Annotated in this window: 22 protein-coding genes; 20 read left to right on the top strand and 2 right to left on the bottom strand. The window is 60.1% G+C overall.

Features of this window, described 5'->3' with window-relative positions:
• Window positions 1-107: 107 nt before the first annotated feature.
• From TH3_RS14615 to TH3_RS14555, 14 genes are all read left to right on the top strand, one after another.
• Window positions 108-1,595: an efflux transporter outer membrane subunit gene (locus TH3_RS14615; protein WP_040060000.1), complete on the top strand. Its 1,488-nt coding sequence runs from the start codon at window positions 108-110 to the stop codon at window positions 1,593-1,595.
• Window positions 1,596-1,609: 14 nt separating this feature from the next.
• Window positions 1,610-2,689, top strand: coding sequence for an HlyD family secretion protein (locus TH3_RS14610; RefSeq protein WP_007092098.1), 1,080 nt, complete (start codon window positions 1,610-1,612; stop codon window positions 2,687-2,689).
• Between the two features lie 3 nt (window positions 2,690-2,692).
• Window positions 2,693-5,455 (top strand): ribosome-associated ATPase/putative transporter RbbA, encoded by a 2,763-nt coding sequence (gene rbbA, locus TH3_RS14605; RefSeq protein ID WP_007092097.1) that lies wholly within the window; start codon window positions 2,693-2,695, stop codon window positions 5,453-5,455.
• A 1-nt stretch (window position 5,456) separates the two neighbouring features.
• Window positions 5,457-6,587 (top strand): ABC transporter permease, encoded by a 1,131-nt coding sequence (locus tag TH3_RS14600; protein WP_007092096.1) that lies wholly within the window; start codon window positions 5,457-5,459, stop codon window positions 6,585-6,587.
• A gap of 47 nt (window positions 6,588-6,634) precedes the next feature.
• The gene (locus tag TH3_RS14595) at window positions 6,635-7,093 is read left to right on the top strand and encodes a phasin family protein (protein ID WP_007092095.1); all 459 of its coding nucleotides are present in this window, start codon (window positions 6,635-6,637) and stop codon (window positions 7,091-7,093) included.
• Window positions 7,083-7,829 carry an acetoacetyl-CoA reductase gene (gene phbB / locus TH3_RS14590; protein WP_007092094.1) on the top strand — a complete coding sequence of 249 codons (747 nt, stop codon included), beginning with the start codon at window positions 7,083-7,085 and terminating at the stop codon, window positions 7,827-7,829. The genes TH3_RS14595 and phbB overlap by 11 nt, the downstream gene beginning before the upstream one ends.
• An 84-nt stretch (window positions 7,830-7,913) precedes the next feature.
• Window positions 7,914-10,343 carry a TerB family tellurite resistance protein gene (locus TH3_RS14585; protein ID WP_040059993.1) on the top strand — a complete coding sequence of 810 codons (2,430 nt, stop codon included), beginning with the start codon at window positions 7,914-7,916 and terminating at the stop codon, window positions 10,341-10,343.
• On the top strand, window positions 10,340-11,761 hold the full coding sequence (locus tag TH3_RS14580; RefSeq protein WP_007092092.1) for a bifunctional enoyl-CoA hydratase/phosphate acetyltransferase: 1,422 nt from the start codon (window positions 10,340-10,342) through the stop codon (window positions 11,759-11,761). The genes TH3_RS14585 and TH3_RS14580 overlap by 4 nt, the downstream gene beginning before the upstream one ends.
• A gap of 43 nt (window positions 11,762-11,804) precedes the next feature.
• Window positions 11,805-12,557: an SDR family NAD(P)-dependent oxidoreductase gene (locus tag TH3_RS14575; RefSeq protein WP_007092091.1), complete on the top strand. Its 753-nt coding sequence runs from the start codon at window positions 11,805-11,807 to the stop codon at window positions 12,555-12,557.
• 76 nt (window positions 12,558-12,633) lie between these two features.
• The gene (locus TH3_RS14570; protein ID WP_040061054.1) at window positions 12,634-13,875 is read left to right on the top strand and encodes an acetate/propionate family kinase; all 1,242 of its coding nucleotides are present in this window, start codon (window positions 12,634-12,636) and stop codon (window positions 13,873-13,875) included.
• Window positions 13,872-14,111 carry a sodium/glutamate symporter gene (locus TH3_RS23460; RefSeq protein ID WP_254843753.1) on the top strand — a complete coding sequence of 80 codons (240 nt, stop codon included), beginning with the start codon at window positions 13,872-13,874 and terminating at the stop codon, window positions 14,109-14,111. Before TH3_RS14570 ends, TH3_RS23460 begins: the two co-directional genes overlap by 4 nt.
• A 56-nt stretch (window positions 14,112-14,167) precedes the next feature.
• Window positions 14,168-14,983: a sodium/glutamate symporter gene (locus tag TH3_RS23335; protein ID WP_254843752.1), complete on the top strand. Its 816-nt coding sequence runs from the start codon at window positions 14,168-14,170 to the stop codon at window positions 14,981-14,983.
• Window positions 14,984-15,046: 63 nt separating this feature from the next.
• Window positions 15,047-16,090: a DUF7146 domain-containing protein gene (locus TH3_RS14560; RefSeq protein ID WP_007092089.1), complete on the top strand. Its 1,044-nt coding sequence runs from the start codon at window positions 15,047-15,049 to the stop codon at window positions 16,088-16,090.
• A gap of 236 nt (window positions 16,091-16,326) precedes the next feature.
• On the top strand, window positions 16,327-17,262 hold the full coding sequence (locus tag TH3_RS14555) for a DUF2493 domain-containing protein (protein WP_007092088.1): 936 nt from the start codon (window positions 16,327-16,329) through the stop codon (window positions 17,260-17,262).
• A gap of 202 nt (window positions 17,263-17,464) precedes the next feature.
• On the opposite strand, the gene TH3_RS14550 is transcribed toward TH3_RS14555, so the two are convergent.
• Both TH3_RS14550 and TH3_RS14545 read right to left on the bottom strand, forming a co-directional pair.
• Window positions 17,465-17,926, bottom strand: a complete 462-nt coding sequence (locus TH3_RS14550; protein ID WP_007092087.1) for a GNAT family N-acetyltransferase — start codon at window positions 17,924-17,926, stop codon at window positions 17,465-17,467.
• A 220-nt stretch (window positions 17,927-18,146) separates the two neighbouring features.
• Window positions 18,147-19,637: a methyl-accepting chemotaxis protein gene (locus tag TH3_RS14545; RefSeq protein ID WP_007092086.1), complete on the bottom strand. Its 1,491-nt coding sequence runs from the start codon at window positions 19,635-19,637 to the stop codon at window positions 18,147-18,149.
• A gap of 609 nt (window positions 19,638-20,246) precedes the next feature.
• Here TH3_RS14545 and TH3_RS14535 point away from each other — a divergent pair.
• The 6 genes from TH3_RS14535 (at window position 20,247) to rlxS (ending at window position 24,675) form a co-directional block, all read left to right on the top strand.
• Window positions 20,247-20,585, top strand: a complete 339-nt coding sequence (locus TH3_RS14535) for a DUF736 domain-containing protein (RefSeq protein WP_007092084.1) — start codon at window positions 20,247-20,249, stop codon at window positions 20,583-20,585.
• Between the two features lie 318 nt (window positions 20,586-20,903).
• Window positions 20,904-21,077, top strand: coding sequence for a hypothetical protein (locus TH3_RS23075; RefSeq protein WP_167710579.1), 174 nt, complete (start codon window positions 20,904-20,906; stop codon window positions 21,075-21,077).
• A gap of 179 nt (window positions 21,078-21,256) precedes the next feature.
• Window positions 21,257-21,496, top strand: coding sequence for a helix-turn-helix transcriptional regulator (locus TH3_RS14525; RefSeq protein WP_007092083.1), 240 nt, complete (start codon window positions 21,257-21,259; stop codon window positions 21,494-21,496).
• Complete coding sequence (gene traF, locus TH3_RS14520) at window positions 21,493-22,041, top strand: conjugative transfer signal peptidase TraF (protein ID WP_007092082.1); 549 nt, start codon at window positions 21,493-21,495, stop codon at window positions 22,039-22,041. The genes TH3_RS14525 and traF overlap by 4 nt, the downstream gene beginning before the upstream one ends.
• Window positions 22,029-22,586, top strand: a complete 558-nt coding sequence (locus TH3_RS14515; RefSeq protein WP_007092081.1) for a lytic transglycosylase domain-containing protein — start codon at window positions 22,029-22,031, stop codon at window positions 22,584-22,586. Before traF ends, TH3_RS14515 begins: the two co-directional genes overlap by 13 nt.
• A 253-nt stretch (window positions 22,587-22,839) precedes the next feature.
• Entirely contained in the window at window positions 22,840-24,675 is a 1,836-nt protein-coding gene (gene rlxS / locus TH3_RS14510) for a relaxase/mobilization nuclease RlxS (protein ID WP_007092080.1), read from the top strand.
• Window positions 24,676-24,799: the final 124 nt, after the last annotated feature.

The following is a 24,799-nucleotide window of genomic DNA, read 5'->3' as shown; positions in this document are numbered from 1 at the left end:
GATCGTGGACATCAGCCACGCCCCCCCCCCCCGTTGCGTGGGCGGCTACCGCCTCTCCGGCTTTCCAACCAGACCCCATTAGCCTGAGCCGCGTACGGAACGTGACCATGCCTCCAGCTTTTCCCTTACTTCCTGAGTTCAGACTGCGTACTGTCTCGCTGACGCTGAGCGCCGTCGTATTAGCCGGCTGCATGTCGCTCGCTCCTGCTCCTGATACCCCGCCGCTGCCGGTGCCCCAGGTTTGGCCTGGTCATCTTGGATCGAGCACCGAGGGTGCCTACGCGGGAGAACTTGCTTGGCAGGCCTACTTCACGGACCCTTTGCTGCAACGCCTCATCGAGACCGCGCTGGAGAACAACCGCGATCTGCGCCTAGCCGCGCTGCGGGTCGAGGAAGCCAGCGCGGCATTCCGCATTCAGCGCTCGGATCGATTTCCTGCCGTGGGCGTGGGTGCCCAGGGTGGACGCGCCCGCGTCCCTGGCGACCTGAACATGTCGGGCCGGCCGCAGGTCGGCGGCGAGTACCGGGCCGAGGTGGGTTTGAGCACCTGGGAGCTGGATCTGTGGGGCCGGATCCGAAACTTGGAAGACGCCGCCCTGCAACGCTGGCTGGCTTCCGACGCGGCCCGCCAGGCCGTCCACCTGGCGCTGATCGCCCAGGTGGCCGACGGTTATCTGGGCTTGCGCGAGATAGACGAACGCGTGGCCATCGCGCGGCAAACCGTCGCGACCCGCGAGGAGTCCTATCGCATTTTCCGGCGCCGCGTTGAAGTCGGCTCGACCTCGAAGCTGGATCTCATTCAAGTCCAGACTTTGCTGAACCAGGCTCAGACGCTGCTAACCCGGCTTGAGCAAGCGCGCGCCACGCAACTGCACGCGCTGGCACTGCTGGTAGGCGCCGATCCTGGTCCGCTGCCCGCCAAGGCACCCTTCGATGAAACAACGGTGCTGGCCGAACTCCGGGCCGGGCTGCCCTCGGAGATCTTGGTCAGTCGCCCGGACATCATTTCCGCCGAACACCAATTGCGTGCCGGCGATGCCAACATCGGCGCAGCCCGTGCGGCGTTTTTGCCGCGCATCGCGCTCACCGGCAGCCTCGGCACGGCCAGTTCCGATCTTGACGGCCTGTTCGATTCCGGCAGCCGCGCTTGGACCTTCATGCCTACCTTGTCGCTGCCCATCTTCGATGGCGGGCGGCGGCGCGCAAACCTGGAACTGAGCGAAGTACGTCGTGACATCGCCGTTGCCGGGTACGAAAAGACCATTCAAACGGCCTTTCGCGAGGTGGCCGATGCGCTGAGCGCCAAGTACTGGCTGGCTGAGCAGTTGACTATCAAGCGGGCCAATCTGGAAGCGCAGAACGAACGCGCACGGCTGGCCCAGTTGCGCTACGACAACGGCTCGGCCGCTTTCCTGGAAGTGCTGGACGCCCAACGCGATTTGCTGGATGCCGGTCAACAGCTGGTACAGGCGCGCCGTGCGCTGCTGTCCAGCCAGGTGGCGCTGTATGCCGCGCTCGGCGGCGGCACCCTCGCCGCAACCGGCCAGGCGCAGGATGCAACCTCGACGTCCGCTTCCACCCCATCAACCCGTTAAGGCACGCTAAACCTATGACTGTCTCACCTTCTCTCAAGAAAAAGCTCCTGGTTGTTGCCGCTGCAGCGGTTGTTATCGCGCTGGCTTGGTGGGGCTGGACGGAGCTTGCCGACAGCGGACCCGGTGAAGGGTTCGTCAGCGGCAATGGCCGCATAGAAGCCACCGAGGTCGATATCGCCACCAAGCTTCCCGGTCGTATCGAAGACATCCTCGTACGTGAAGGCGACTTCGTCGCGGCGGGCCAGCCATTGGCCAGAATGCAATTGGAAACGCTGGAAGCGCAGCGCGACGAGGCCCTCGCCATGCGTCAGCAGGCGGAGCACTCGGTGACCGCAGCGCGGGCACAGGTGGCGCTGCGCGAAGCCGACGTTGCTGCGGCGCAGGCCCTGGTCGGTCAGCGCGAGTCGGAGCTCGACGCTGCGCAACGGCGGCTGAAACGTTCGCAGACACTGTCCCAAGAGGGCGCCGCCTCGATCCAGGAACTGGACGATGACCGGGCGCGCGTACGGGGCGCACAGGCGACGCTCGCGGCCAGCAAAGCACAGACCGCCGCTGCCCGCGCCGCGGTCGAGGCCGCCAAGGCGCAGTTTGTCGGCGCGAGGTCCAGCGTGTCCGCTGCCACGGCCAGCATCAATCGCATCGAAGCGGACCTCCGCGACAGCGAACTGCGTGCCCCGCGCGACGGACGGGTTCAGGTTCGCGTGGCGCAACCCGGCGAGGTGCTTGGAGCCGGCGGCCGTGTCCTGAACCTGATCGACCTGTCGGACGTGTACATCACCTTCTTCTTGCCAGAGACCGTGGCCGGCCGCGTCGCGCTGGGCACCGAGGTACGCGTCATTCTGGATGCCGCGCCGGATTTTGTTATTCCAGCCACCGTTTCCTTCGTCGCCAGCGCGGCGCAATTTACCCCCAAGACGGTGGAAACCGCGAGCGAGCGGCAGAAGCTGATGTTCCGCGTGCGCGGGCAGATTTCCCAGGATCTGTTGCGTGAACACCTGGAGCAGGTCAAGACCGGGCTGCCCGGTGTGGCCTGGGTCAAGCTCGACGCCAATGCCGAGTGGCCCGAGAACCTGTCTCTGCGCGTGCCGGAGTAAGGTATGAGCCACAGTGCGCAACCCGTAACCGTTGCAAGCGTCAGTCAGGTGCGGCTGCGTTACGGCAACGTCATGGCCCTGGATGGCATCGACCTGGACATTCCCGCCGGGCGGATGGTCGGCCTGATCGGCCCCGACGGCGTCGGCAAATCCAGTCTGCTCTCATTGCTGGCTGGTGTACGCATCATCCAGGAGGGCACGGTCGAGGTGCTGGGTGGTGATATGGCCAGCAAAGCCCATCGCAAGCAGGTGTGCCCGCGCATCGCCTACATGCCGCAGGGACTGGGCAAGAACCTGTACCCGACGCTCTCGGTCGAGGAGAATCTGCAGTTCTTCGCGCGCCTGTTCGGTCATGGCTCTGCGGAACGCCGCCAGCGTATCGATGAACTCACTCAGGCCACTGGCCTGTTCAAATTCCTTGAGCGCCCGGCAGGCAAGCTCTCCGGGGGCATGAAGCAGAAACTCGGCCTGTGCTGCGCGCTGATTCACGACCCGGATTTCCTGATTCTCGATGAGCCAACGACCGGCGTGGATCCGCTGGCGCGCGCGCAGTTCTGGGATCTCATCGAGCGCATCCGCGCCGATCGCCCCGGCATGAGCGTGATCGTGGCTACCGCCTACATGGATGAGGCACAGCGCTTCGACTGGCTCGCCGCCATCGACGACGGCAAGGTCCTCGCCACCGGCACGCCGAAGGAATTGCTGGAAAAAACAAACAGTCCGAACCTGGAGGAGGCATTCATCCGCCTGCTTCCGGAAGAGAAAAAGCGGGGACACCAAGCGGTAGTCATTCCGCCTTTGCCGGAGGGCGGCGCGGACGATATCGCCATTGCGGCCGAGGGGCTGACAATGCGCTTTGGCGACTTCGTTGCCGTCAACAGTGTCTCATTCCGCATTCGGCGCGGTGAGATCTTTGGCTTCCTCGGCTCCAACGGTTGCGGCAAGTCAACGACGATGAAGATGCTCACCGGCCTGCTTCCGGCGAGCGAGGGAAAGGCCTGGCTGTTCGGCCACGAAGTGGATCCGCATGATCTGGACACCCGCCGCCGCGTCGGCTACATGTCGCAGGCGTTCTCGCTCTACAGTGAACTCACGGTTCGCCAAAACCTGGAATTACACGCCAAGCTGTTCAGTGTCCCGCCGGAGGACATTCCGGACCGCGTGAACGAGATGGTGGAGCGCTTTGGGCTGGTGGACGTCATCGACAGCCTGTCGGCCAGTCTGCCTCTGGGCATACGCCAGCGACTGTCGCTGGCGGTCGCCATGGTGCACAAGCCCGAGCTGCTGATTCTGGACGAGCCGACCTCCGGCGTCGATCCGGTGGCGCGTGACGCGTTCTGGCGGCTGCTTATCGAATTGTCGCGGCGCGACCGGGTGACGGTCTTCATTTCCACTCACTTCATGAACGAGGCCGAACGCTGCGACCGCATGTCGATGATGCATGCCGGTAAGGTGCTCGACAGCGACGTGCCCGACAGACTGGTCGAGAAACGCGGCGCCAAAACCCTTGAAGAGGCCTTCATCGGCTACCTCCTCGAAGCCGAGGGAGGCACAGCCGCCCCGCCCCGCCAGCCTGAGGCCGACAATCACGAGGAGCAGCCATCCGCGGTACCCGCTGAACACCGCGGGCACCGCTCTGGAGGCTTCAGCTTGCAGCGCATGTTCAGCTATCTATGGCGCGAGACCCTGGAGCTGCAGCGGGATCCGGTCCGCGCTACCCTGGCGCTGGGCGGTTCGCTGCTGCTGATGTTCGTGATCGGCTTCGGCATCACCATGGACGTCGAAGACCTGAGTTATGCGGTACTTGATCGCGATAGGACCACGCTCAGTCAAAGCTATACACTGAACCTGGCCGGCTCGCGCTACTTTACCGAGCACGCGCCGATCGTCGACTACGACGATCTCGACCGGCGCATGCGCAGCGGCGAACTGTCGCTGGCCATCGAAATCCCCCCTGGCTTCAGCCGCGATGTTTTGCGAGGTCAGAACGTGCAGATCGGCGCCTGGCTCGATGGCGCCATGCCGCAACGCGCGGAAACCGTCCAGGGCTACGTTCAGGGCATGCACCAGCATTGGCTGCTGGCACAGGCCCGCGAGCGCGGCGGCGCCAGCGCAGCAGGCAACGCGAGCGTCGAGACGCGCTTTCGCTACAACCCCGATGTCAAGAGCCTGCCAGCCATGGTGCCTGCCGTGATCCCCCTGTTGCTGCTCATGCTGCCGGCGATGCTGACCGCCCTGGCGGTGGTGCGCGAGAAAGAGACGGGCTCGATCACCAATCTGTACGTCACGCCGGTGACGCGCCTCGAGTTCCTGCTTGGCAAGCAACTGCCCTATGTCGGCCTGGCCATGGTGAACTTCCTACTAATGACGCTGCTCGCGGTTACCGTCTTCGGCGTGCCAGTCACGGGCAGCTTTTTTACCCTGGCGCTGGCCGCGCTGATCTTCTCCTTCGCCGCGACAGGAATGGGACTGCTGGCCTCCGCCGTCACCCGCAGCCAGATCGCGGCCATGTTCTTTGCCATGATCGGCACCCTGATACCAGCCACACAGTTCGCCGGTCTGATCGATCCGGTGTCCTCGCTCGAAGGTTCCAGCAAGTTCATCGGCGAGATCTATCCCGCCACGCACATGATCTCCATCAGTCGCGGCGTGTTCAGCAAAGCGCTCGGCCTGGCCGATCTGACAGGGCCGCTGTGGTCGATGCTCTTGTCGGTCCCGGTCATTCTCGGCGCGGCCGTTTTGCTACTCAAGAAGCAGGAGCGCTGAGATGGGCAAAAGAAACCTGGCCAATATCTACGACCTTGGTGTCAAGGAGCTGTGGAGTCTGTGGCGCGATCCGATGATGCTCGTACTCATCGTCTATGTGTTCACCGCGTCGGTCTACACCTCGGCCACGTCCATGCCGGAGACACTGCACAACGCGCCCATAGCCATCGTCGACGAGGATAGTTCGGCGCTGTCCCAGCGGGTTGCTTCGGCTTTCTACCCGCCGCAGTTCACGCCACCGGCTATGATCGATTATGGGGACGTGGATCCGGGCATGGATGCTGGGCTGTACACCTTCGCCCTGGTAATTCCTCCCAACTTCCAGCGTGACGTGCTGGCGGGGCGATCGCCCGCCGTGCAGCTCAATGTCGACGCCACCCGCATGAGCCAGGCATTCACCGGCAGTGGCTATATCCAGCAGATCTTCACAGGTGAAGTCAATGAGTTCGTCAAGCGTTACCGCGGCACCGACGCGCCACCCGTGGATCTGGCATTGCGCGCTCGCTTCAACCCGGCGCTGGACAAGGCCTGGTTCGGCTCGGTGGTGCAGATCATCAACCACATCACGCTGTTGTCCATCATCCTGACCGGCGCGGCGCTGATCCGGGAGCGCGAGCACGGCACCATCGAGCACCTGCTGGTGATGCCGGTTACGCCCGGACAGATCATGCTCTCCAAGGTCTGGTCGATGGCCCTGGTCGTGCTGATCGCCTCCTTCCTTTCCCTCAATCTCATGGTGCGCGGCGTCCTGGGCGTTCCCGTCGAGGGTTCCATTGCGTTGTTCTTCGCTGGCGCGGCGCTAAGTCTGTTCGCCACCACCTCGATGGGCATCTTCATCGCCACCCTGGCGCGCAACATGCCCCAATTCGGCATGTTGATGATGCTCACCATCATGCCGCTGCAGATGCTTTCCGGAGGCACCACGCCGCGCGAAAGCATGCCCGAGATCGTGCAGAACATCATGCTGATCGCGCCGACCACCCATTTCGTGGAACTGAGCCAGGCAATCCTCTACCGGGGCGCCGGCCTGGAAACGGTATGGCAGCCATTCCTGGCGCTGGCGCTGATCGGCACGGTTCTGTTTTCCCTGTCGTTAGCACGCTTTCGCAAAACGATCGGCCAGATGGCCTGATCGTTTGACCGCCCGAGTGGGCACTCAACCCAATAAGGAGTTTGACCATGAGCAATGAAACCATCCCTCTCAACCTGTTCAATGCGAACCTGGAACTGCAGCTGCGCCTCCAGCGCCTGATGCAGGAAAACGGCCAGCAATGGTTGGAGAACGCCGCGCGCGCGGGCAAAGACGGCATTGCCGAGTCCGGCGCAGAAATCGAAAGCCTGCTCAAGGCGGAGAACTGGCAGGAGCTGGCCACGCTGCCCGCACAAGCCTTCTGGCGTCAGTTTCAGCACCAGATGGGCGGCGCGCAGGCACTGACGCAAGTCGCCATCAAGAACCAGACAACCTTCACCCAAGGGCTGCAGCAAGCCATTCAGGATTGGCAGAAATCGGTCACGCAGACCGTAGGTCAGGGCGATGCGGTACTGCCGTTCCAGGATATTTTCAAACAGTGGGGGGGGGGGGCCTCGGCACAGGACAAGGAGGCACCGGGCAAGACCGGTGGCCACAATGCCCGCTAAACAATACACCGCCCTGGTCACGGGCGGCAACGGTGGCTTGGGCGAAGCAATCGCCCGAGCCTTACACGATGCTGGCCATACCGTGCTCGTCATCCACTCGCCTGGCAATGCCAGCATCGGCGCGTGGTTGGAAGCCCAGGCGGGCGACGGTTACAACTTCATCGCCTACGGCGCGGATGTGGCCGACCATGCCTCCTGCCAGGAGCTGGCCGCCCTCATTCAAGCAGACGGTCACCACATCGACATTCTGGTCAACAACGCGGGCATCACGCGTGATGCCACGTTCCGCAAGCTGAGCTATGCCGACTGGGATGCGGTCCTGCGGGTCAATCTCGACTCCGTTTTCAACGTCACCCGGCCATTCATCGTCGGCATGCTCGACAGGGGCTGGGGCAGGATCGTCAACATCTCCTCCATCAACGGCTCCAAGGGGCAGTTCGGCCAGACCAACTACTCCGCCGCCAAAGCCGGCATGCATGGCTTCACCAAAGCCCTTGCGCAGGAGGTGGCGCGCAAGGGTGTGACGGTCAACACAGTTTCTCCAGGGTATCTAGATACGAAGATGGTGACGAGCATGTCTGAGGAAGTGGTCAAGCAGGTGGTTGCCGGTATTCCCGTGGGCCGCTTGGGACGGCCTGAGGAAATCGCCGCGCTGGTGGCATTCATCGCCAGCGAGTCTGCGGGGTTCATGACCGGCAGCAACGTGTCGATGAATGGTGGCCAGCACATGTACTGACTTAGGAAGGGCCGCCAAGACGATGTGTCTGCGGCCCCTTTCCATTCATTTTTCAGTTTCATCATAGAGGGAGTGCCCATCGCCATGAATCGAGACACCACGACATCACCAACGACCGATTGGGGACACTTGCTGTGGGACCCGTTGCGACTATCGGCGATGGCAACCGAATATGCAGTGGATGCCTGGCAGCGGTCCGTTCTGTATGCCGACGTTCGCCGCCAACGCGGCAACCAGTACCAGGAGCATTTTCAGGAGCAGACGCCGAACGTACTCGACTTCGCCTCTGAGGTCATCATGTCCGGGCTGGACCTTCCGAAGCCGGTCAACTATGGCCTCGTACGTATCCTGCCGCCAGCCGACACGCCGAGCGATCCCCACAAGCGACCGTTCGTGGTGGTCGATCCACGTGCGGGCCACGGCCCAGGCATCGGCGGCTTCAAACCCGATAGCGAGGTCGGCGCGGCCCTCAAGGCTGGCCATCCCTGCTACTTCGTAGGCTTTCTGCCCGATCCCGTTCCCGGCCAGACCGTCGAAGACGTCATGCGCGCCGAAGCGGCCTTCGTGCGCATGGTCGGCGATCTGCACCCCGACAGCCGCGGCAAGCCTGCGGTCATCGGCAATTGCCAGGCAGGCTGGCAGATCCTGATGGCAGCCGCCGTCTGGCCCGAACTGTTCGGGCCGATCATCGTGGCCGGCGCGCCGCTGTCGTACTGGGCGGGCGACATGCCGATGCGCTACGCGGGCGGCCTGCTCGGCGGAAGCTGGATGACCGCGCTGACCGGCGACATTGGCGCCGGGCGCTGGGACGGTGCCTGGCTGGTACAGAACTTCGAGAATCTGGACCCGGCCAATACGCTCTGGAGCAAACAGTACAACCTGTACTCCAAGGTCGACACGGAAGGGCCTCGTCACTTGCAGTTCGAGAAGTACTGGGGCGGCTACGTCTTCCTGAATGACGTGGAGATGCAGTACATCGTCGATAACCTGTTCATCGGCAACAAGCTGAGTACGGCCCAACTGGTGACGTCCGATGGCTTGCGCATCGACCTGCGCAACATCCGCTCGCCGATCGTGGTGTTCTGCTCCTATGGGGACAACATCACGCCGCCACCCCAGGCTCTGGGCTGGATCACCGATCTGTACCGCGACGATCTGGACGTGGCGGGACATGACCAGACCATCGTCTACGCCACCCATGACAGCATCGGGCATCTGGGTATCTTCGTCTCTGGCAGCGTCGGGCGCAAAGAGCACCAGGAGTTCGCTGCCAACATCGACGTCATCGACGTGCTGCCGGCCGGTATCCACCGCATACAGATCGAGGATCATCCCGACGAGACACCGGAAGGTGGGTCGACCGGGGACGCCTACCTGACCCGGATCCAGCGCAGCAATATCGATGAAGTCCGCGAGATCGTTCGCCCCAACCCCGAGAGCGATCGCCATTTCGCCGCGGCCGCGCGGATCTCCGAGATCAACCTGGCCTGCTACCGCAGCTTCGTGCAACCGTGGGTCCGTGCCCTGGTCACGGACCAGAGCGCAAAGTGGCTGGAGCCGCTGCACCCACTGCGCATGGGCTATGAATTGTGGTCCGATCGGCACCCGCTGGCCGCCGCTGTACAAGAATCGGCGCAACACGTGCGCGAACATCGCCAGACCGCCTCCGAGGCCAATCCTTTCCTGCAACTGCAGGCAGAGTTTTCCACCGCCATCGAACAGATGCTGGATCAATTCCGTGATTGCCGCGACCAGATCTACGCACAAGCCTTTGACATGCTGTACAGCCTGCCGCTGGTGCAGGCCATGACAGGACAGAGCCTGCACGACGATGCGCCGCCGCGGCTCCATCCCAGCGAGACGCCCGAACATCGCCAGTATCTGGCGCAAGAGTTGACACGACTCGAAGCGGATACTCACAGCGGCGGGCTCGCCGAGGCAGCCATACGGGCACTGTTCTTCGTGCTCGCGGCGCGTGGCGAGGCCGACGGTCGGCACTTTCGTCATGCAGAGAAACTGGTACGTCACCGTCTGGCAAACGACTTCGACATGCAGGCCTTTCGCCACCTCGTGCGTCGGCAGGCTTTGCTCATGAAGCTCGACGAGGACGCCACGGTGTCCGCCATCCCCGGATTGCTGAACAACATAGCGCCTGATGACATCCGCCAGGTGGCGGGGATGATCGTGCAAGTGATTGGTAGCGGTGGTGTGCTGTCTGCACAAGAACAAGCCAGGCTGGAGCAGGTTGCCGCCCTGTTCGAGCAGGCGGAACACCAGGCGCAGGCCGCTTCGGCGCTTGCCATGGCAAGTCCCGCCAATGAAACGTCCGCCGCGGTCGTGGACGCGAATTCGGCGCCTGCCATGCCAATCTCCGCCAATGACACCTCCGCTGTGGCCGTGGACACGAAACCCAAGACATCCTCGCCAAAGCCGAAGGCGCCTCTGAAGAAAACTGCGTCGAAGACGCCAGCCGCGCTACGGGCAAGTCAACCACGGCGAGAGAAAGGCAAATGACGACGTCGTCCACACCCGGCGATGCCACCGCCGGCGCTTGGCATGTCCTGCGCAACCGCACCTTCGACGAGATCGCCATTGGCGACAGCGCCAGCCTCGAACGCGCGTTCTCGTCTCAAGACATCCAGATGTTCGCGCTGCAATCGGGCGATGCGGATCCGGAACGTGCTGTGTCCTCACGCTCTTGGGACACCACGGAGGCCATTTGTGCAAACGTCCTAATCTCGGCTGTCCTGGGTACACGCCTGCCGGGGCCAGGAACCCTGCATGTCAGCCAGAATCTGCGCTTCCTCGGGGCGGTTCGGCCCGGCGACAGGCTGACCGTGCAGATGCAGGTGACCAGCAAGGACACCGCCACCCACCATGTCACGCTGGCCTGCACCTGCATCAACCAGGAGGGGGTGGCGGTTTTCCAAGGCCAGGTAGAGGTCGCGGCGCCCACTGAGCACATTGAGCGAACGCGCACCGCGTTGCCGGAAATCCACCCGGATGCGCAGGGTCACACAGGCCTGCAACGCCTGATGGCGCATGTCGCGCACTTGCAACTTATTCGGGTAGCCGTCGTCCATCCGTGCGATGTCCCCAGCCTGTCCGCTGCGCTCGAAGCGCGCCACGCGGGGTTGATCGAGCCGGTGCTGGTCGGGCCACGAGGGCGGCTCGAAGCAGTCGCGACCGAGGCCGGGCTGGATCTGACCGACGTCGCCATTGTGGACGTCCCGAACAGCCACGCCGCTGCGCAGCAAGCCGTCGCCTTGGCAGCCGCAGGTGAAGTCGAAGCCCTGATGAAAGGGAGCCTGCACACCGACGAACTGATGTCCGCGCTGGTTGCGGCAGCAGCGGGGTTGCGCACCAAGCGCCGGGTCAGCCATTGCTTCCTGTTGCAGACACCGGCCTATCCGCGCCCGTTCATCGTCACCGATGCAGCGATCAATATCGCCCCGACTCTGGAACAGAAGGCAGACATCATCCGCAACGCCATCGAGCTGGCGCAGGTGATCGGCGTGCGCGAACCCAAGGTCGCAATCCTGGCCGCAGTCGAGACGGTCAGCCCGACAATGACGGCCACGCTCGACGCGGCGGCGCTGTGCAAGATGGCCGATCGCGGCCAGATCACTGGCGGCCTGCTCGACGGGCCGTTGGCCTTCGACAACGCGATCTCCATCGCCGCTGCGCGCACCAAGGGGATCGTCTCCGAGGTCGCCGGGCAGGCCGACATCCTTGTCGTGCCTGACCTGGAGAGCGGCAACATGCTTGCCAAGCAGTTGATATTCCTGGGCGGCGCAGCCAGCGCCGGAATCGTCCTCGGAGCGAAAGTGCCGGTCATTCTGACCAGCCGCGCCGACTCGCGCGATACACGCATGGCCTCATGCGCGATAGCACTGATGCTGGCGCACCACTATCGGCTGTCACCCCCGTGAATCGACTTATCAGCAACGTATCCACCCCATTGGAGGAAACACTATGAAGTACTCATTTTCTGGCCGCGTAGCCCTGGTCACCGGTGCAGGATCCGGCATTGGCGAGGCCATCGCGCGACTTCTTGCGAGTAACTGCTTGAGTGTCGTCGTCTCGGATGTCAGTGCCGACAATGCCGAGCGCGTCGCCAAGCTCATCAACACCGATGGCGGCCAAGCCGTGGCCAATGTGGCCGACGTGGCACGCATCGACCAGGTTCAGGCTGCTGTGGCCTGCGCGGTCGATACGTTTGGCGACCTTCATTTTGCGGTCAACAACGCCGGTATCAGTGGCGACCAGAGCCCAGTGGGGGAACTGGACCCTGCCGCCTGGAGCCGGGTGATTGATGTCAACCTGAACGGCGTGTTCTATGGCCTGCGCTATCAGATTCCCGCGATCCTTCGTTCAGGAGGTGGTGCCATCGTCAACGTCTCTTCGATCCTGGGGGTGGTCGGCGATGCAGCGAACCCCGCGTACGTCGCAGCCAAGCATGCTGTGACCGGGCTGACCCGGTCGGCAGCGCTCGCTTATGCGGCCAAGGGGATCCGAATCAACTCGATCCATCCTGGTTACGTGCGTACGCCCATCCTGGATTTCCTGGGTGAATCGGCCCTTGAGGAGGCCGTCGGCCTGCACCCGATCGGTCGCCTGGGCACCCCGGACGAAATCGCCCATGCCGTGGCGTTTTTGCTATCGGAAGGAAGCAGTTTCTTTGCGGGCACCCAGCTCATCGCCGATGGCGGTTACACAGCGCGCTGAGTCTGACGACGATGAGAGCGCAGGCATACCCGAACACCGTGGCGACGTCACCGGGGCTGGGCAAAAAGAGGACGACATGATGGATGCGACCAAGGCCCGCTTCTGGCGTCCCGAGCACGGACTGATCCTTGTGCTGAACTGCGGTTCATCCAGCATCAAGTTTGCCGTGTTCGACCCCTCGGCCACGCCACTGCCTCGCCAGGCGTTGTGGAATGGCAAGGTGCAGGGAATCGGCGGCGCCGATCCGGATTTCGGAGAGACCGGGGTTGCGCCGTTCCCGATCGAACTGGATACGGCACATCCCTATCGCGCCGCATTGCGCCTCATCCGCGATCGTGTCAGTCAGCGACTCGATGGCCGCCGGATCGGTGCGGTCGCTCATCGGATCGTCCACGGCGGCAGTAAATATTTCAAGCCAGTTCGCGTGGACCTCCAGGTACTCACCGATTTGCAGGAATACATCCCGCTCGCGCCACTGCACCAGCCATTCGCGCTGGAGGCCATCGATATCCTGCTGCGCGAACAGCCGGAGCTGCCGCAGGTGGCCTGCTTCGATACCGGCTTCCATCACAGCATCCCTAAGATCGAGCGGGTTCTGCCGTTGCCCTATGCCGCATGGGAGCGCGGTCTACGCCGGTATGGATTTCACGGCCTGTCGTATGCGTACATGGCGGTGGCCTTGCCCGAGCGCCATGGCGACGCGGCGCGCGGGCGCACCATCGTTGCCCACTTGGGCAGTGGCGCCAGCCTGTGCGCCATGCAGGGGCTCCAGAGCGTCGCCACCACCATGGGTTTCTCCGCACTTGACGGCCTGATGATGGGTACCCGCACCGGCGCGCTCGATCCAGGCACCGTGCTCTACCTGATGGAGATCGAAAAGCTTTCACTGGAACAAGTGGGGCGTGTCCTCTATCACGAGTCCGGTCTGCTCGGCGTTTCGGGCATCTCGGCCGAGCCGCGCATCATTGTCCGGCACGAGAACGATGAAGGCGAAACGGGTGAGCGAGCGCGTTTGGCGCTTGCCCTCTACGTGCGTCGCATCGTGCGCGAGATCGGTGCCTTGGTCGCTGTTCTGGGCGGCCTGGACATGCTCGTGTTCACGGCGGGCGTCGGTGAACACAACGCCTTCATTCGCGAGCGCGTCTGTGCGGCACTGAGTTTTCTTGGCGTTGCCCTGGATACTGACGCCAACGCCAGCGACGCGGCGACGATTTCCCCCGACCACAGCCAAGTCATCGTGGCAGTCGAACCCACCAACGAAGAGTGGATCGCCGCCAGCCATGCGCTGTCCTGCCTGGACAGGGGGAAGGTGCGATGAAGATCGATGCCTTCCATGGCTTCACGCTCGCCATTCTGCTGTTGTTTGTGGGCAACGGCTTGGTGGCGCGTTCGAGCATTCTGCGTCGTTACAGCATTCCGGAATCCTTGGTGGGCGGCTTGGCCTGCGCCTTGGTTGTCTTCGTCCTGTACTTACGGGATAGGGGTCACGGTCAGTTTCGATCTGGAAGCACGAGACGCGCTTCTGCTGTACTTTTTTTGCCGCCATTGGCCTAAGTACCGACGCTCGCACGCTGCGCCATGATGGACGGCCTTTGATGATCCTGTCGTGATTGGCCATCGGCTTCATGGCGCTGCAGAACCTCGTTGGGATGGAGACGGCACGCGCATTCGGCCTGGATCCGCGCGCCGGACTCATGGTCGGGTCCATTTCCCTGACCGGCGGGGTGGGCACTACCTTGGCCTGGTCCGATTACTTCGTTGAAACCCTCGGCATTGCACAGGCGCAGGAACTGGGGTTGGCGGCGAACATGATTGGCCTGATCGCGGCCTGCACCATCGGTGGTCCGATCGCAAGCCTGCTCATGCGCAGACATCAACTTCGAGCCTCCGGGGACAGCACCCTGGAGATTGGCACGCTGCACAGCGATGAACCGCATGCCCGTCTGGACTACTACGGCGTGCTGCTGGCATTGCTCTGGCTCAACTTCGCCTTGATGCTGGGCTCAGGAATCAATGCCTTGGTCGCGCTTAGCCGTATGGCTCTGTTTGCCCATTGCGTCTCGCTGACCCTCTATGCGGTGTCGGAACCCTGGAACCGTCACAGCGATGCCGTCCGTCATGCCGATATCCTTGCCGATGTCCTGAAACTCGATATGGCAACATCCGGCTGGAAACCGACTGCGGACAATTACCTCTCGCGGGTGCCGAAGAACCGCATTCTCGAAGCGGTCACCGAGGCGCTGGGCACGGAAACTGCCCAACGGATCGATCACCTCAAGAAGGGGGGCATGGTACGTGAGGCCGAGCAGTTGCTGAACGATACCGGCTGGGTGCCCGAGCCGTTACGGACGCCGGAACTGCAATCAGTTGCCGAGGACGAGCCGGATGATGGGCCTTCGGAACCGGTCGCGACTGCAGCCGAATAATCCCGTCTCTATCTTCTAGCCCGGTCCGCTATGGATCGGGCTTCTTTTCTGAGGAGCGATATCATGCAGGTGGGAATGCTGGCAGATGCGCTGGCCTCTCAGGCCCTGGCGGTATGCCGATGTTATCTACCATCGGGCAGAAGGCAGGGACAATACTGGATATGCGGCGATGTCCATGGCACGCCGGGGCGCAGTCTTTTTGTCCGTATCAGCGGGTACCGTGCCGGGAAATGGTGCGATGCCGCCACCGGTGAATATGGTGATCTTCTCGATCTGATCATGCTCAATCGTGGCCTTTCGTTTCGCGATGCTCTGGCAGAAGCACGACACTTTCTAGGCATGCCGTGCCTTCCCGAACCACCGGTTACTGTCTCTCAGGACAGCTCGGATGCCTATGATCCGATTGCCGCGGCACGCCGCCTGTTTGCGGCATCAGTCCCGATCACGGGCACACTTGCCGAACGGTATCTGGGTAGCAGGGGTATGCAATTGACCCAGGATCACACGGCCCTGCGGTTCCACCCGCATTGCTATTACCGCAATGAGACCGGGGTTGAGGTCTGGCCCGCGTTGATTGCAGCGGTCACCGATCTCAAGGGCATGATCACCGGCATTCATCGTACCTGGCTTGACCCGGAAACGTGCGACAAGGCACCGGTTGACCAACCACGCCGGGCACTAGGGCAGCTTCTGGGACATGCCGTTCATTTCGGTCAGTTGGGAGACATTGCTATCGCGGCGGAAGGTCTTGAGACAGCGCTCACCCTCAAAATGCTGTTCCCGAACCTGCCGGTCCTTGCCGCTCTGTCGGCAGCGCATCTCGGGGCGCTGATCCTGCCCGATATTCTGCAGCGGCTTTACGTTGCCAGTGACAATGATCCAGCCGGATGGCAGGCGTTCAACCGTCTTCGGTCCCGGCATACGGATCGGGATATCCGTGCACTCGTGCCCCGGCTGGATGACTTCAATGCCGACCTGATCACCTTCGGTCCTGATCCGGTTCGGCAATCGATTGCGCGTCAACTACTTCCCGAAGACGTTCCGCGGTTTGTACTTTGCCCACAGCCTACACGTAGCCGTCATGCGTCTGGTCACGGCCCGGCATGACAGAACAGGTCTGTTCTCTCTCCTCAGGACCGCATCGCGGTCTTTCCAGTGCGGGGATTTGCCGGAGGTCGGGCCGGTGGCAACAGCAGGCTGTCCTCCACTGCGTTACGGTCCGGATCGTGCTTGTGCGCTGCCATCGCAAAAGGACCCACGGATGCCACCGGCCCTGATCCCTCCGGCGGGCAATCCCCGGAAAGACCGCAAAGAATGCGGTCTCGTCACCGGGAGAAAGAACCATGCTGTCCTGCAATTCTGACCTGCAAACCGACCACTCCGATGCCTCCGCGACAAATTTGGCAAGCGATCAACTCCATCTCTTCGAAATTCATCCGGGGCCCCATGAAAACACTCTTGGTCCGATGCCCGAACCCGATCAGGCTGATCAACTGATTGCGGCCGGGATGAACATCTTCGTCGATCTTCTGGGCGACAGTGCGCTCGAAAAGGATCTCGGCGAATGCCTGTGGAACGTCGTCAATATCTTCCATCGCCGCATAGCCTGGCTGGATCGGTTGCTTGATGACAATGAGCAGCAACAGCGCCGACTGACCGCCGAACAGGATGGGTCGGAGATCAAATCCGTCGAACTCGAACGCTCTCTTGCCACGGGCGAATTAATCATCGAGCGGCGCGACATGTTCGAAACCTTTCGCGAGATTGCCTGCGATCATTATGAATTATTGACCGCCTCGGCATGGCGGCCGCGCAACGGATCGCTCACCAACCGTCGGACACTCACCGCTGCCATGATCGATAGTCGCGACTTCCTGGCTGCCAAACGCAAGGCGGAAATTGAACCCCTGATGCCGTCTGGCCCACGCATTGCCTTTACCGGTGGTCTCGAATGCAACGATCATGTCCGTATCTGGGAAGCGCTGGATGCAGCCAAATCAAAGCATCCGGATATGGTCCTGATCCATGGCGGTTCACCCAAAGGGGCCGAGAAGATTGCCGCCTGCTGGGCGGATAATCGAAATGTTTCCCAGATCGTGTTCAAGCCTGACTGGAACCGGTTCCGCAATGCTGCACCCTTCAAACGCAACGATCAGATGCTTGATGCATTGCCCATCGGCGTGATCCTGTTTCCCGGTTCGGGTATCTCGCAGAACCTTGCTGACAAGGCACGCAAGGCCGGTATTCCGGTCTGGCGGTTTGGTGAGAGTGGCGCGTGACGCGCTGCTCTTTCCAAAATCTGCGACCACGAAACTGTGGTTCGCACATAAGCAGGGCACCGTTCGATGCAACGAACCAACCCTTTCGCCCACGACTGCCTCCGCGATGAGTGAGCGATAAGCTTGGCTGTCCTATTATCGCGCGCCGGGCGTTCGAGAGGTAAGTGTTAACGAGGATTTTCCCGATAGATGACCGGGCGTTTCATGGCTCCGGTGAAACCACGCCCGCCTTGAGTTTCAAGCGATAAACATTCGTTTCCCGTCGTTCAAAGCCCATTCGTTGATACAGACGATTGGCTGTCTCACGAGAAGGTCGGGAGGTCAGATCTATCTTTTCGATCCCATGGGATGTCGCATGATTAATTGCTGCGCGCACCAGTCTTTCTCCCAAACGGCGCTTTTGATGGGTTGTCATTACAACCACATCATCAATGAAGGCACGTAGTCCCGTCGCAACCCGAAAGATGACCAGGGTTGTCATGCCGACTATTTCTTCATTGGCACGAGCCACGAAGATTGTTGTCGACGGGTCCGCTAGCATCGCCTTCAGATTTCCCAGAGAAAAGCCAGGTTCGGTTGAAGACAATTGTGTCACCAGGGCTCCAATAGCTTGAACATCTGTCGGTTTGGCGGTCTTAAGCTGGGTGATAGCAATATCGGTCACATGCTTCTCCGGTATGCAGGGATGGGGGGATCGGGAAACTGTGACGTTCGGAGTAAGCTGCAAATGTCTTGTCCTTCATCACCGATCCGATTTAAAGACCAGACTTGCAAAGTAACGGGCCTTAAGATGTCGGTAAAGCCGAGATAACTACTCTGTTCCAGGCCTCATGCAATCGATTGGCCGACTATTCTCCACCCTCTTTGACGGCCCCGATTTTGAATTATCTCGCCAGAATTTCGGCCGCTTCACGCGTTCTTGTGACGGAATTCCCGACCGTACCGGAAATACCCTGAATCTCGGTGAGCCTTTGTACCAGTTCATCGACCGATACCGCCATTGTCTGCATGTTTTGAGAAACACTCTCTGTCACGGCACTTTGTTCTTCAACGGATGACGAGATACTGGTCACACTGTCGCGTGCGGTCTCAATCGAGCCACGAATTGTTTCAAGTGACCGGACAACTTCGTTCGAGATTTCCTGCACGCCACTGATTTCGGCCGAGATCTGGTCGGTGGCTTTGGCTGCCTGATTGGCAAGGTTTTTGACCTCATTGGCGACAACGGCAAATCCCTTTCCGGCTTCCCCGGCACGGGCGGATTCAATGGTGGCATTCAGCGCCAACAGATTGATCTGCCCGGCAATGCCCTGAATGACTTCGACGATGCCGGTCATTGCAGAAACCACGTCCGCCATTTTTTGTGTCGATTGGTTGGCATTGACGGTTTGGGAAAAGGCACGTTCCGTTTCATCCCGGCTCTGTGCCATGCTGCGTGAGATTTCGGCGATCGAGGCGGACAGTTCTTCGGCACTGGCCGCGACGGTTTGGACGGAACTGGAGCTTTGGGCCGCCGCCGATGCACCGCTTGCTGCCGCCGTGTCGAGACTGACGATATTCTCGTCGATCTCGCCAAAGTTGGTGTCGATCATCGCTTTGAGATTGATCAGAAGCTGCACCTGTTCGGTGACATCCGTTGCAAGTTTGACAACCCTTTCCGGGACGCCGTTTTGATCAAAAATCGGATTATAGGCGGCTTCCAGCCAGACTTCCTTGCCATTCTTGCCAAGGCGTTTGAACTGGGCGGCCTGAACCTCGCCTTTTCTCAATTTACCCCAAAATTCTTTATATTCGGATGAACTGTCATAGCCCGGTTCGACAAACATGCTGTGGTGCTTCCCGATTATTTCGTCCTCTTTATATCCCATGCTATTGAGGAAATTCTGGTTGGCTTTGAGAATTTTGCCATTGAGATCAAATTCGATAACGGCCTGGGAGCGGTCAATTGCTTTGAGCATCCCTTCCAGCGCGGCGTGTTCCTTGCGGCGGGCTGTGATGTCTGTGGCAAACTTGATGACTTTGACCGGCTGGTCGCTGGCATTGAGGATCGGGTTGTATGTTGCCTCAAGCCAGACGGTTTCACCATCCTTGCGAATACGCTGAAACGCATCGCGCTCAAATTCACCGTTTGAAAGCTTCTGCCAGAATTCCTTGTAGGCGGGGCTTTTGGCATATTCGGATAAGACAAATATCGAATGATGCTTGCCGACAATCTCATCCAGTTCATAGCCCATGGTGGCAAGAAAATTGGCATTGGCGGTGAGGATTTTACCGTCCAGCGAAAATTCGATCACGGCCATTGATCGGCCCAGAGCTTCATAAATCTGTTGCCCCTGCAACGCACCATTACCGTTCTTGAAAAGATTGAAAGCCATGAAAGGTTCTCCCCAGAGGTGAGTTGTGATCGCGATGGGCGATCTTTAATCGTGTAACGACGGCCCGTAACTACTGTCCTATTCATAAGTATGGGGTGTTGCCTTTGATTCAAGTTCGTGTGGGCGAGAAATAATTCCGGGAATTGCAGGATTTGATGCGGTCAGGAGAACGGTTCAAAGCCGATACCTTGATCGAACGGTTTGGGTTTGCCTCAGAACAGCAGAATTGGGGACCGTGATGTTCCTCCGGAACCAAACGAGCTACGGGACTGGTTTCGACCTTTAAAACGCCAAGTTTCTGGTCGTCTTTATTCTGGTAAAGGCTTGGTCTGATGGCTATTCGTCTCCGCTTTTGGGCTGTTTGAGGCTCGTGGAAACCATTCCTGCATGTCTTTGTGCGCGTAAATCCCGCGCCGTTCCGTTCAACCCGCCTGATCGAAAAATGTCCCCGCCGTCCTGCGTCCGGCTTCCTCGCGCGACAAATTTTTCGATCGTGCGGGTGCTTCGCTGTGCTGCGCTCCTTCGGATGAACCGTTCCGGCTATGCGGTCTTTTCGCTGGCGACATCGCAGGGATGATCCCGCGATAAAACAGCAAATGGAGACCTATCATGGCTATCACCCTTGGCACTTTCACCAAACAGAATGACGGCAGCTTCACCGGCCTTCTCAAAACCCTGAATATCAACGCCAACCTGGTTATCGTTCCGACCGAAAAAATCGCCGAAAACGCTCCTGACTATCGCGTCTATGCCGGCAACGGTAACCGATACGAGGTCGGTGCGGGCTGGAGCCAGATCGCCAAAACCAGCGGTGAAACCTATATCAACCTCAAGATCGCCGCCCCCGAATTCGGGCCAAACTGGGTTCGGGCCCGCCTCGTCAAACTCGAAACACCGACCGAGGATGGCGTCTCGCATCTGGCCCTTTGGGAACCGCGCGAACGCTGAAAATATCCTTCTCACTTGGCCCTGCCGGGTTATCCCGGTGGGGCTTTTCTTATGTTCCGCCATCACAGACTGTGCTCCGTGTGGGGCAGGGGAAAGAGAGTTTGTCGTCTCGAATGTGCCATTTTGCCATCCGGCTTTTGGCATCCGTCAAGGATCGCGGGCCCCGCCAAAATGCGTCATTCCGCTTCGCTTCATTCTGCATTTCGGTTCCTCCCGCGCCCGCTTCGCGGCGGCTAAGGCCGTCCCTGACCGATGCAGCGCGGATGCCTTCGGATCGCTGTTCTCAATGACAGAACGGTTCAATCGAAGGAGCAGATCATGTCACATTCCATCGCATATCAAGGCCATTTTTACAGTGAAGACGAACTGCACGAGGCCCTCTGGCTGGTGCAAATTGAACTGCGGAACGGCCTGCCGGAAGAGGAAAAACGCGAAGCCGAGGAGCAGCTTACTGAACTGAATGGTCTGCTGAAATCCCTGCACAATCCATAACCAAAGGGCATGTTCAGGACCGCAGTTGAATATTGGTGTAGCCTCCTTTCGTGATGGAAATCCCGTCACCATGAGGGGGATCGTTTTTGACAGGGGGGCGGTTTTCGAGCGTCCCCAGACCCGTCCTGTCCCGCCACACTCCGATCGCTTTTGACGATGTTCGACGAAAGGATCGCGTGATGACGGATTACAACACACGGGCGATGGAAGCCCGCAAGGGCAGCCCTTTTCTCTCCACCCAGCAGGCGGCGTTCTATCTTTCCCTATCCGCCCGAACCCTTGAAAAGATGCGTTTCAATGGCAAGGGACCACGCTATCGCAAACATGGCCGTTATGTCCGTTATCATATCGACGATCTCGATGCCTGGTCGGAAGGGCGTGAACCCGGCACGCACTCCGATGACGGAGAACGCGCATGAGATACCGCCATTTATCGCGGCACTTGATGCCCCGGAAGGATGTCCGGCATGGCATCGGTCCCGGTCTTTTGGGTGTTCTCGGGATTGGCCTGATCGGTCTTTCTACAGCCTATAACAGAATCCCGTGGCTGATCTGGAACGCATCGCCGAGCGCCCCGGTCGGGCTCTATCGGATGGTTTCCGGCGCGCCCCAAAAGGGTGATTTCGTTCTGGTTCGTCCCCCGAAACCGGTATCCGCCTTGGCAAGTTCACGCCACTACATCCCGGCCAATGTCCCGCTTGTCAAACGCATTGCGGCCATTGCCGGGGACCATGTTTGTGTGGCCCGTCGCGTCATTCTGATCAACGGTCATGCGGTCGCCCGACAGCTTGAGCGCGACAGTTTCGGGCGTAAAATGCGCCTGTGGCAGGGGTGCCGGTTACTGCAGGACGGCGAATATTTCCTGCTGATGGCAGAAGTGCCAGCCTCATTTGACAGCCGGTATTTCGGGCCTGTGCGGAGCAAAAACCTGATCGGGAGGCTCGTACCATTATGGGTAAACTGAACCTTCTGATCTTCCTTCTTTGTTGGCTCTTCATCAGCAATATTCATGCTCAGCCAGCGGAGAATTGGGACCACGAAATCGTAACCGCATCGCAAAGATTTGCCATTCCCTCGGAATGGATCCGTGCTGTCATAGAGGTGGAAAGTAGCGGTAAACCGGACGCGGTTTCTTCGGCCGGGGCGATGGGGTTAATGCAATTGATGCCGGCAACCTGGGGTGAATTGCGACAGCGTTATGGCTTTGGCAATGATCCTTTCAATCCGCGTGACAACATTCTCGCAGGCACCGCTTATCTGCGCGAGATGTATGATCGGTTCGGCTATCCCGGTCTGTTCGCGGCCTATCATGCCGGTCCCGGACGGTATGAAGCTCATCTGCGTTTCGGAAAACCCTTGCCGGTGGAAACGCAACGCTATGTCCCAAAGCTTGAAGAGCTTGTGTCAACGCGAGAGGGCGACAATACGGGTGGGACCGGGGATTTCTCCGGGTCCGCTCTGTTCTTCCCGCTTTCCAGTCACAGCAATGGTTCCGGTGTGTTCCCGTGAGTTTTTCGCAGGCTTGGAGCCAGATGCGAACTGGTATGCGCTTGGAGGCAGAAGAGCGGGGCAGCGTAAGGCAAGATAAAACAACGGCACCATCGTGTTGCCTCGATGCCCTCAAATCTTTGTCTGCACATCTTTTTTTCATGGCGAAGGATAGTGCCAAGGCGGGCAGGGATGGTGCCATTCTCCACGCTGAGCCGCAGAAACCCTTGTCTTTAATGGTGCCAATTGTTGCTGGAAAGCATTGGAGAATGCAATGGCTGACGATGTCTTCAAACCGAAGCTTGGCAAGATTCGCTCGCGTGGCGGCAAGGGTGGGCGCAAGTTTCTGCGTCGGGTGATCATCAAATCACGGATTGTCCGGTTGACCGGGAAAGGCATGCAGGGTGCACGGGCGCATCTGCGCTATATCCAGCGCGACGGCGTCACAAGAGAAGGATTGCCCGGCGCGCTTTACAACGCGGATCAGGATCGGGCGGATGGTAAAGAATTCCTCGAGCGGGCCGATGGTGACCGGCATCAGTTCCGCTTTATCGTTTCGGCCGAGGACGGTGCAGAATATGCTGATCTCAAGCCGGTGACCCGGCGGCTGATGAGGCAGATGGAAATCGACCTTGGCACGACCCTCGACTGGGTGGCGGTCGATCACTTCAATACCGGCCATCCGCATACCCATATTTTGATGCGCGGCAAGGATGATCAAGGGCGTGATCTGGTTATTGCCCGCAACTATATGGCACGCGGTATGCGCGAACGTGCCGCCGAGATTGTCAGCCTTGATCTCGGGCCGCGCACCGATCTGGAAATTGAAAACCGGTTGCGGCGTGAAATCGATCAGGATCGCCTGACCAGCATTGACCGTAACCTGCTGCGTCAGATCGGCGAGGACCGGATTGTGAGCGCAGCAGACAGAGATGCCTTTCGCCAGAGCCTCCGCGCGGGACGTTTGCAGAAGCTCAGGCGTCTTGGATTGGCCGAGGAAATTGCGCCCGGCCATTGGCGTCTGGAGGCAGGTCTGGAAACAACATTATCCCGGATGGGCGAACGCGATGACATCATCAAGACCCTGCACCGGGAAATGAAACGCCGGGAGATTGTCCGCAGCCCCGCCGATTTTGTGATTGATGCAAGAAGTGAATTGGACCAACAGCCTGTCGTCGGTCGTGTTGTCACACGTGGCCTGTCGGATGAACTTAATGATCGGCATTATCTGATCGTCGATGGGGTGGATGGCAAGACCCGCTATGTCGAGATCGGCAAGGGGGAGGCGACTGAACCGGTTCCCGAAGACAGCATCGTTCAGATATCTTCAAGGAACATTCAACCTCGGAAAGTCGACCGTACAGTTGCAGAGGTCGCCCAGGAGAATGAGGGGCAATACAGCATCGACTTGCATCTGGAACATGATCCGACGGCGACGGAGGAATATGCCAGAACCCATGTCCGGCGGCTGGAAGCCATGCGTCGTTTGACTCAAGGCGTAGAACGTGAACCGGATGGGACATGGATTATTGCGTCCGATCATCTCGACCGGGCGGTTGAATATGAACGGGAGCGCGGCAAGGCCTCGCCGGTGATGATCCGGCAACTATCCCATCTGTCGCTTGAGCAGCAACTGGAAACCGACGGAGCGACCTGGCTGGATCGAGAGCTGGTGGGTTCAGACTCATTATCTGTTCGGGATGCCGGTTTTGGTCGCGAGGTGCGCGACGCTCAGGCCAGACGTCGTCAATGGCTAGTTGCCCAGGGACTGGCGCGTCAGGAGCAGGACCGGACCGTCTATCGTTCCGATCTGATCGATAGATTGCAAAAGCGGGAATTGGCACGCGTTGCCCGGCAGTTCTCGAAAGAACTCGGTTTGACCTATGTCGAGGCGGGCTCTGGCGAGCGCGTGGAAGGAACATTGCGGCGTTCGGTTGAACTTGCCAGCGGTAAATATGCGCTCATTGAAAAGAGCCGGGAGTTTACCCTTGTTCCATGGCGGGCTGTGCTGGAGCGTCAGCTTGGCAAGCAGGTGTCGGGGATTATGCGTGACGGGAATACGATATCTTGGGCGATTGGCAGGCAGAGAGGTGGCCCGTCTGTTTCATGATTTCGGGCACTTGTTGTTGAACGATACTCCATCAACATTTTGGAAGAGAGAATATAGGTTGTTAAGTAATTAGTGGCGGTTTGACCTATCGTTGTGATGAGGACGATGTCGAAATCCTGCGCGG

It is taken from the genome of Thalassospira xiamenensis M-5 = DSM 17429, from assembly GCF_000300235.2.
GTDB lineage: Bacteria > Pseudomonadota > Alphaproteobacteria > Rhodospirillales > Thalassospiraceae > Thalassospira > Thalassospira xiamenensis.
Note: the sequence above shows the minus strand (reverse complement) of the source record. Positions and strands in the feature narration are given on the sequence as shown.

Bases quoted from the DNA above. Each gene is read 5' to 3' on its own strand.
- rlxS (WP_007092080.1), top strand. From the start codon at position 22,840: ATGGCTGACGATGTCTTCAAACCGAAGCTTGGCAAGATTCGCTCGCGT.
- TH3_RS14585 (WP_040059993.1), top strand. From the start codon at position 7,914: ATGAATCGAGACACCACGACATCACCAACGACCGATTGGGGACACTTG.
- phbB (WP_007092094.1), top strand. From the start codon at position 7,083: ATGCCCGCTAAACAATACACCGCCCTGGTCACGGGCGGCAACGGTGGC.
- TH3_RS14515 (WP_007092081.1), top strand. From the start codon at position 22,029: ATGGGTAAACTGAACCTTCTGATCTTCCTTCTTTGTTGGCTCTTCATC.
- TH3_RS14615 (WP_040060000.1), top strand. From the start codon at position 108: ATGCCTCCAGCTTTTCCCTTACTTCCTGAGTTCAGACTGCGTACTGTC.
- TH3_RS14580 (WP_007092092.1), top strand. From the start codon at position 10,340: ATGACGACGTCGTCCACACCCGGCGATGCCACCGCCGGCGCTTGGCAT.
- TH3_RS14555 (WP_007092088.1), top strand. From the start codon at position 16,327: ATGCTGTCCTGCAATTCTGACCTGCAAACCGACCACTCCGATGCCTCC.
- TH3_RS14545 (WP_007092086.1), bottom strand. From the start codon at position 19,637: ATGGCTTTCAATCTTTTCAAGAACGGTAATGGTGCGTTGCAGGGGCAA.
- traF (WP_007092082.1), top strand. From the start codon at position 21,493: ATGAGATACCGCCATTTATCGCGGCACTTGATGCCCCGGAAGGATGTC.
- TH3_RS14595 (WP_007092095.1), top strand. From the start codon at position 6,635: ATGAGCAATGAAACCATCCCTCTCAACCTGTTCAATGCGAACCTGGAA.
- TH3_RS14610 (WP_007092098.1), top strand. From the start codon at position 1,610: ATGACTGTCTCACCTTCTCTCAAGAAAAAGCTCCTGGTTGTTGCCGCT.
- TH3_RS14575 (WP_007092091.1), top strand. From the start codon at position 11,805: ATGAAGTACTCATTTTCTGGCCGCGTAGCCCTGGTCACCGGTGCAGGA.
- TH3_RS23075 (WP_167710579.1), top strand. From the start codon at position 20,904: ATGTCACATTCCATCGCATATCAAGGCCATTTTTACAGTGAAGACGAA.
- TH3_RS23460 (WP_254843753.1), top strand. From the start codon at position 13,872: ATGAAGATCGATGCCTTCCATGGCTTCACGCTCGCCATTCTGCTGTTG.
- TH3_RS14525 (WP_007092083.1), top strand. From the start codon at position 21,257: ATGACGGATTACAACACACGGGCGATGGAAGCCCGCAAGGGCAGCCCT.
- TH3_RS14535 (WP_007092084.1), top strand. From the start codon at position 20,247: ATGGCTATCACCCTTGGCACTTTCACCAAACAGAATGACGGCAGCTTC.
- TH3_RS14600 (WP_007092096.1), top strand. From the start codon at position 5,457: ATGGGCAAAAGAAACCTGGCCAATATCTACGACCTTGGTGTCAAGGAG.
- TH3_RS14570 (WP_040061054.1), top strand. From the start codon at position 12,634: ATGATGGATGCGACCAAGGCCCGCTTCTGGCGTCCCGAGCACGGACTG.
- TH3_RS14560 (WP_007092089.1), top strand. From the start codon at position 15,047: ATGCAGGTGGGAATGCTGGCAGATGCGCTGGCCTCTCAGGCCCTGGCG.
- rbbA (WP_007092097.1), top strand. From the start codon at position 2,693: ATGAGCCACAGTGCGCAACCCGTAACCGTTGCAAGCGTCAGTCAGGTG.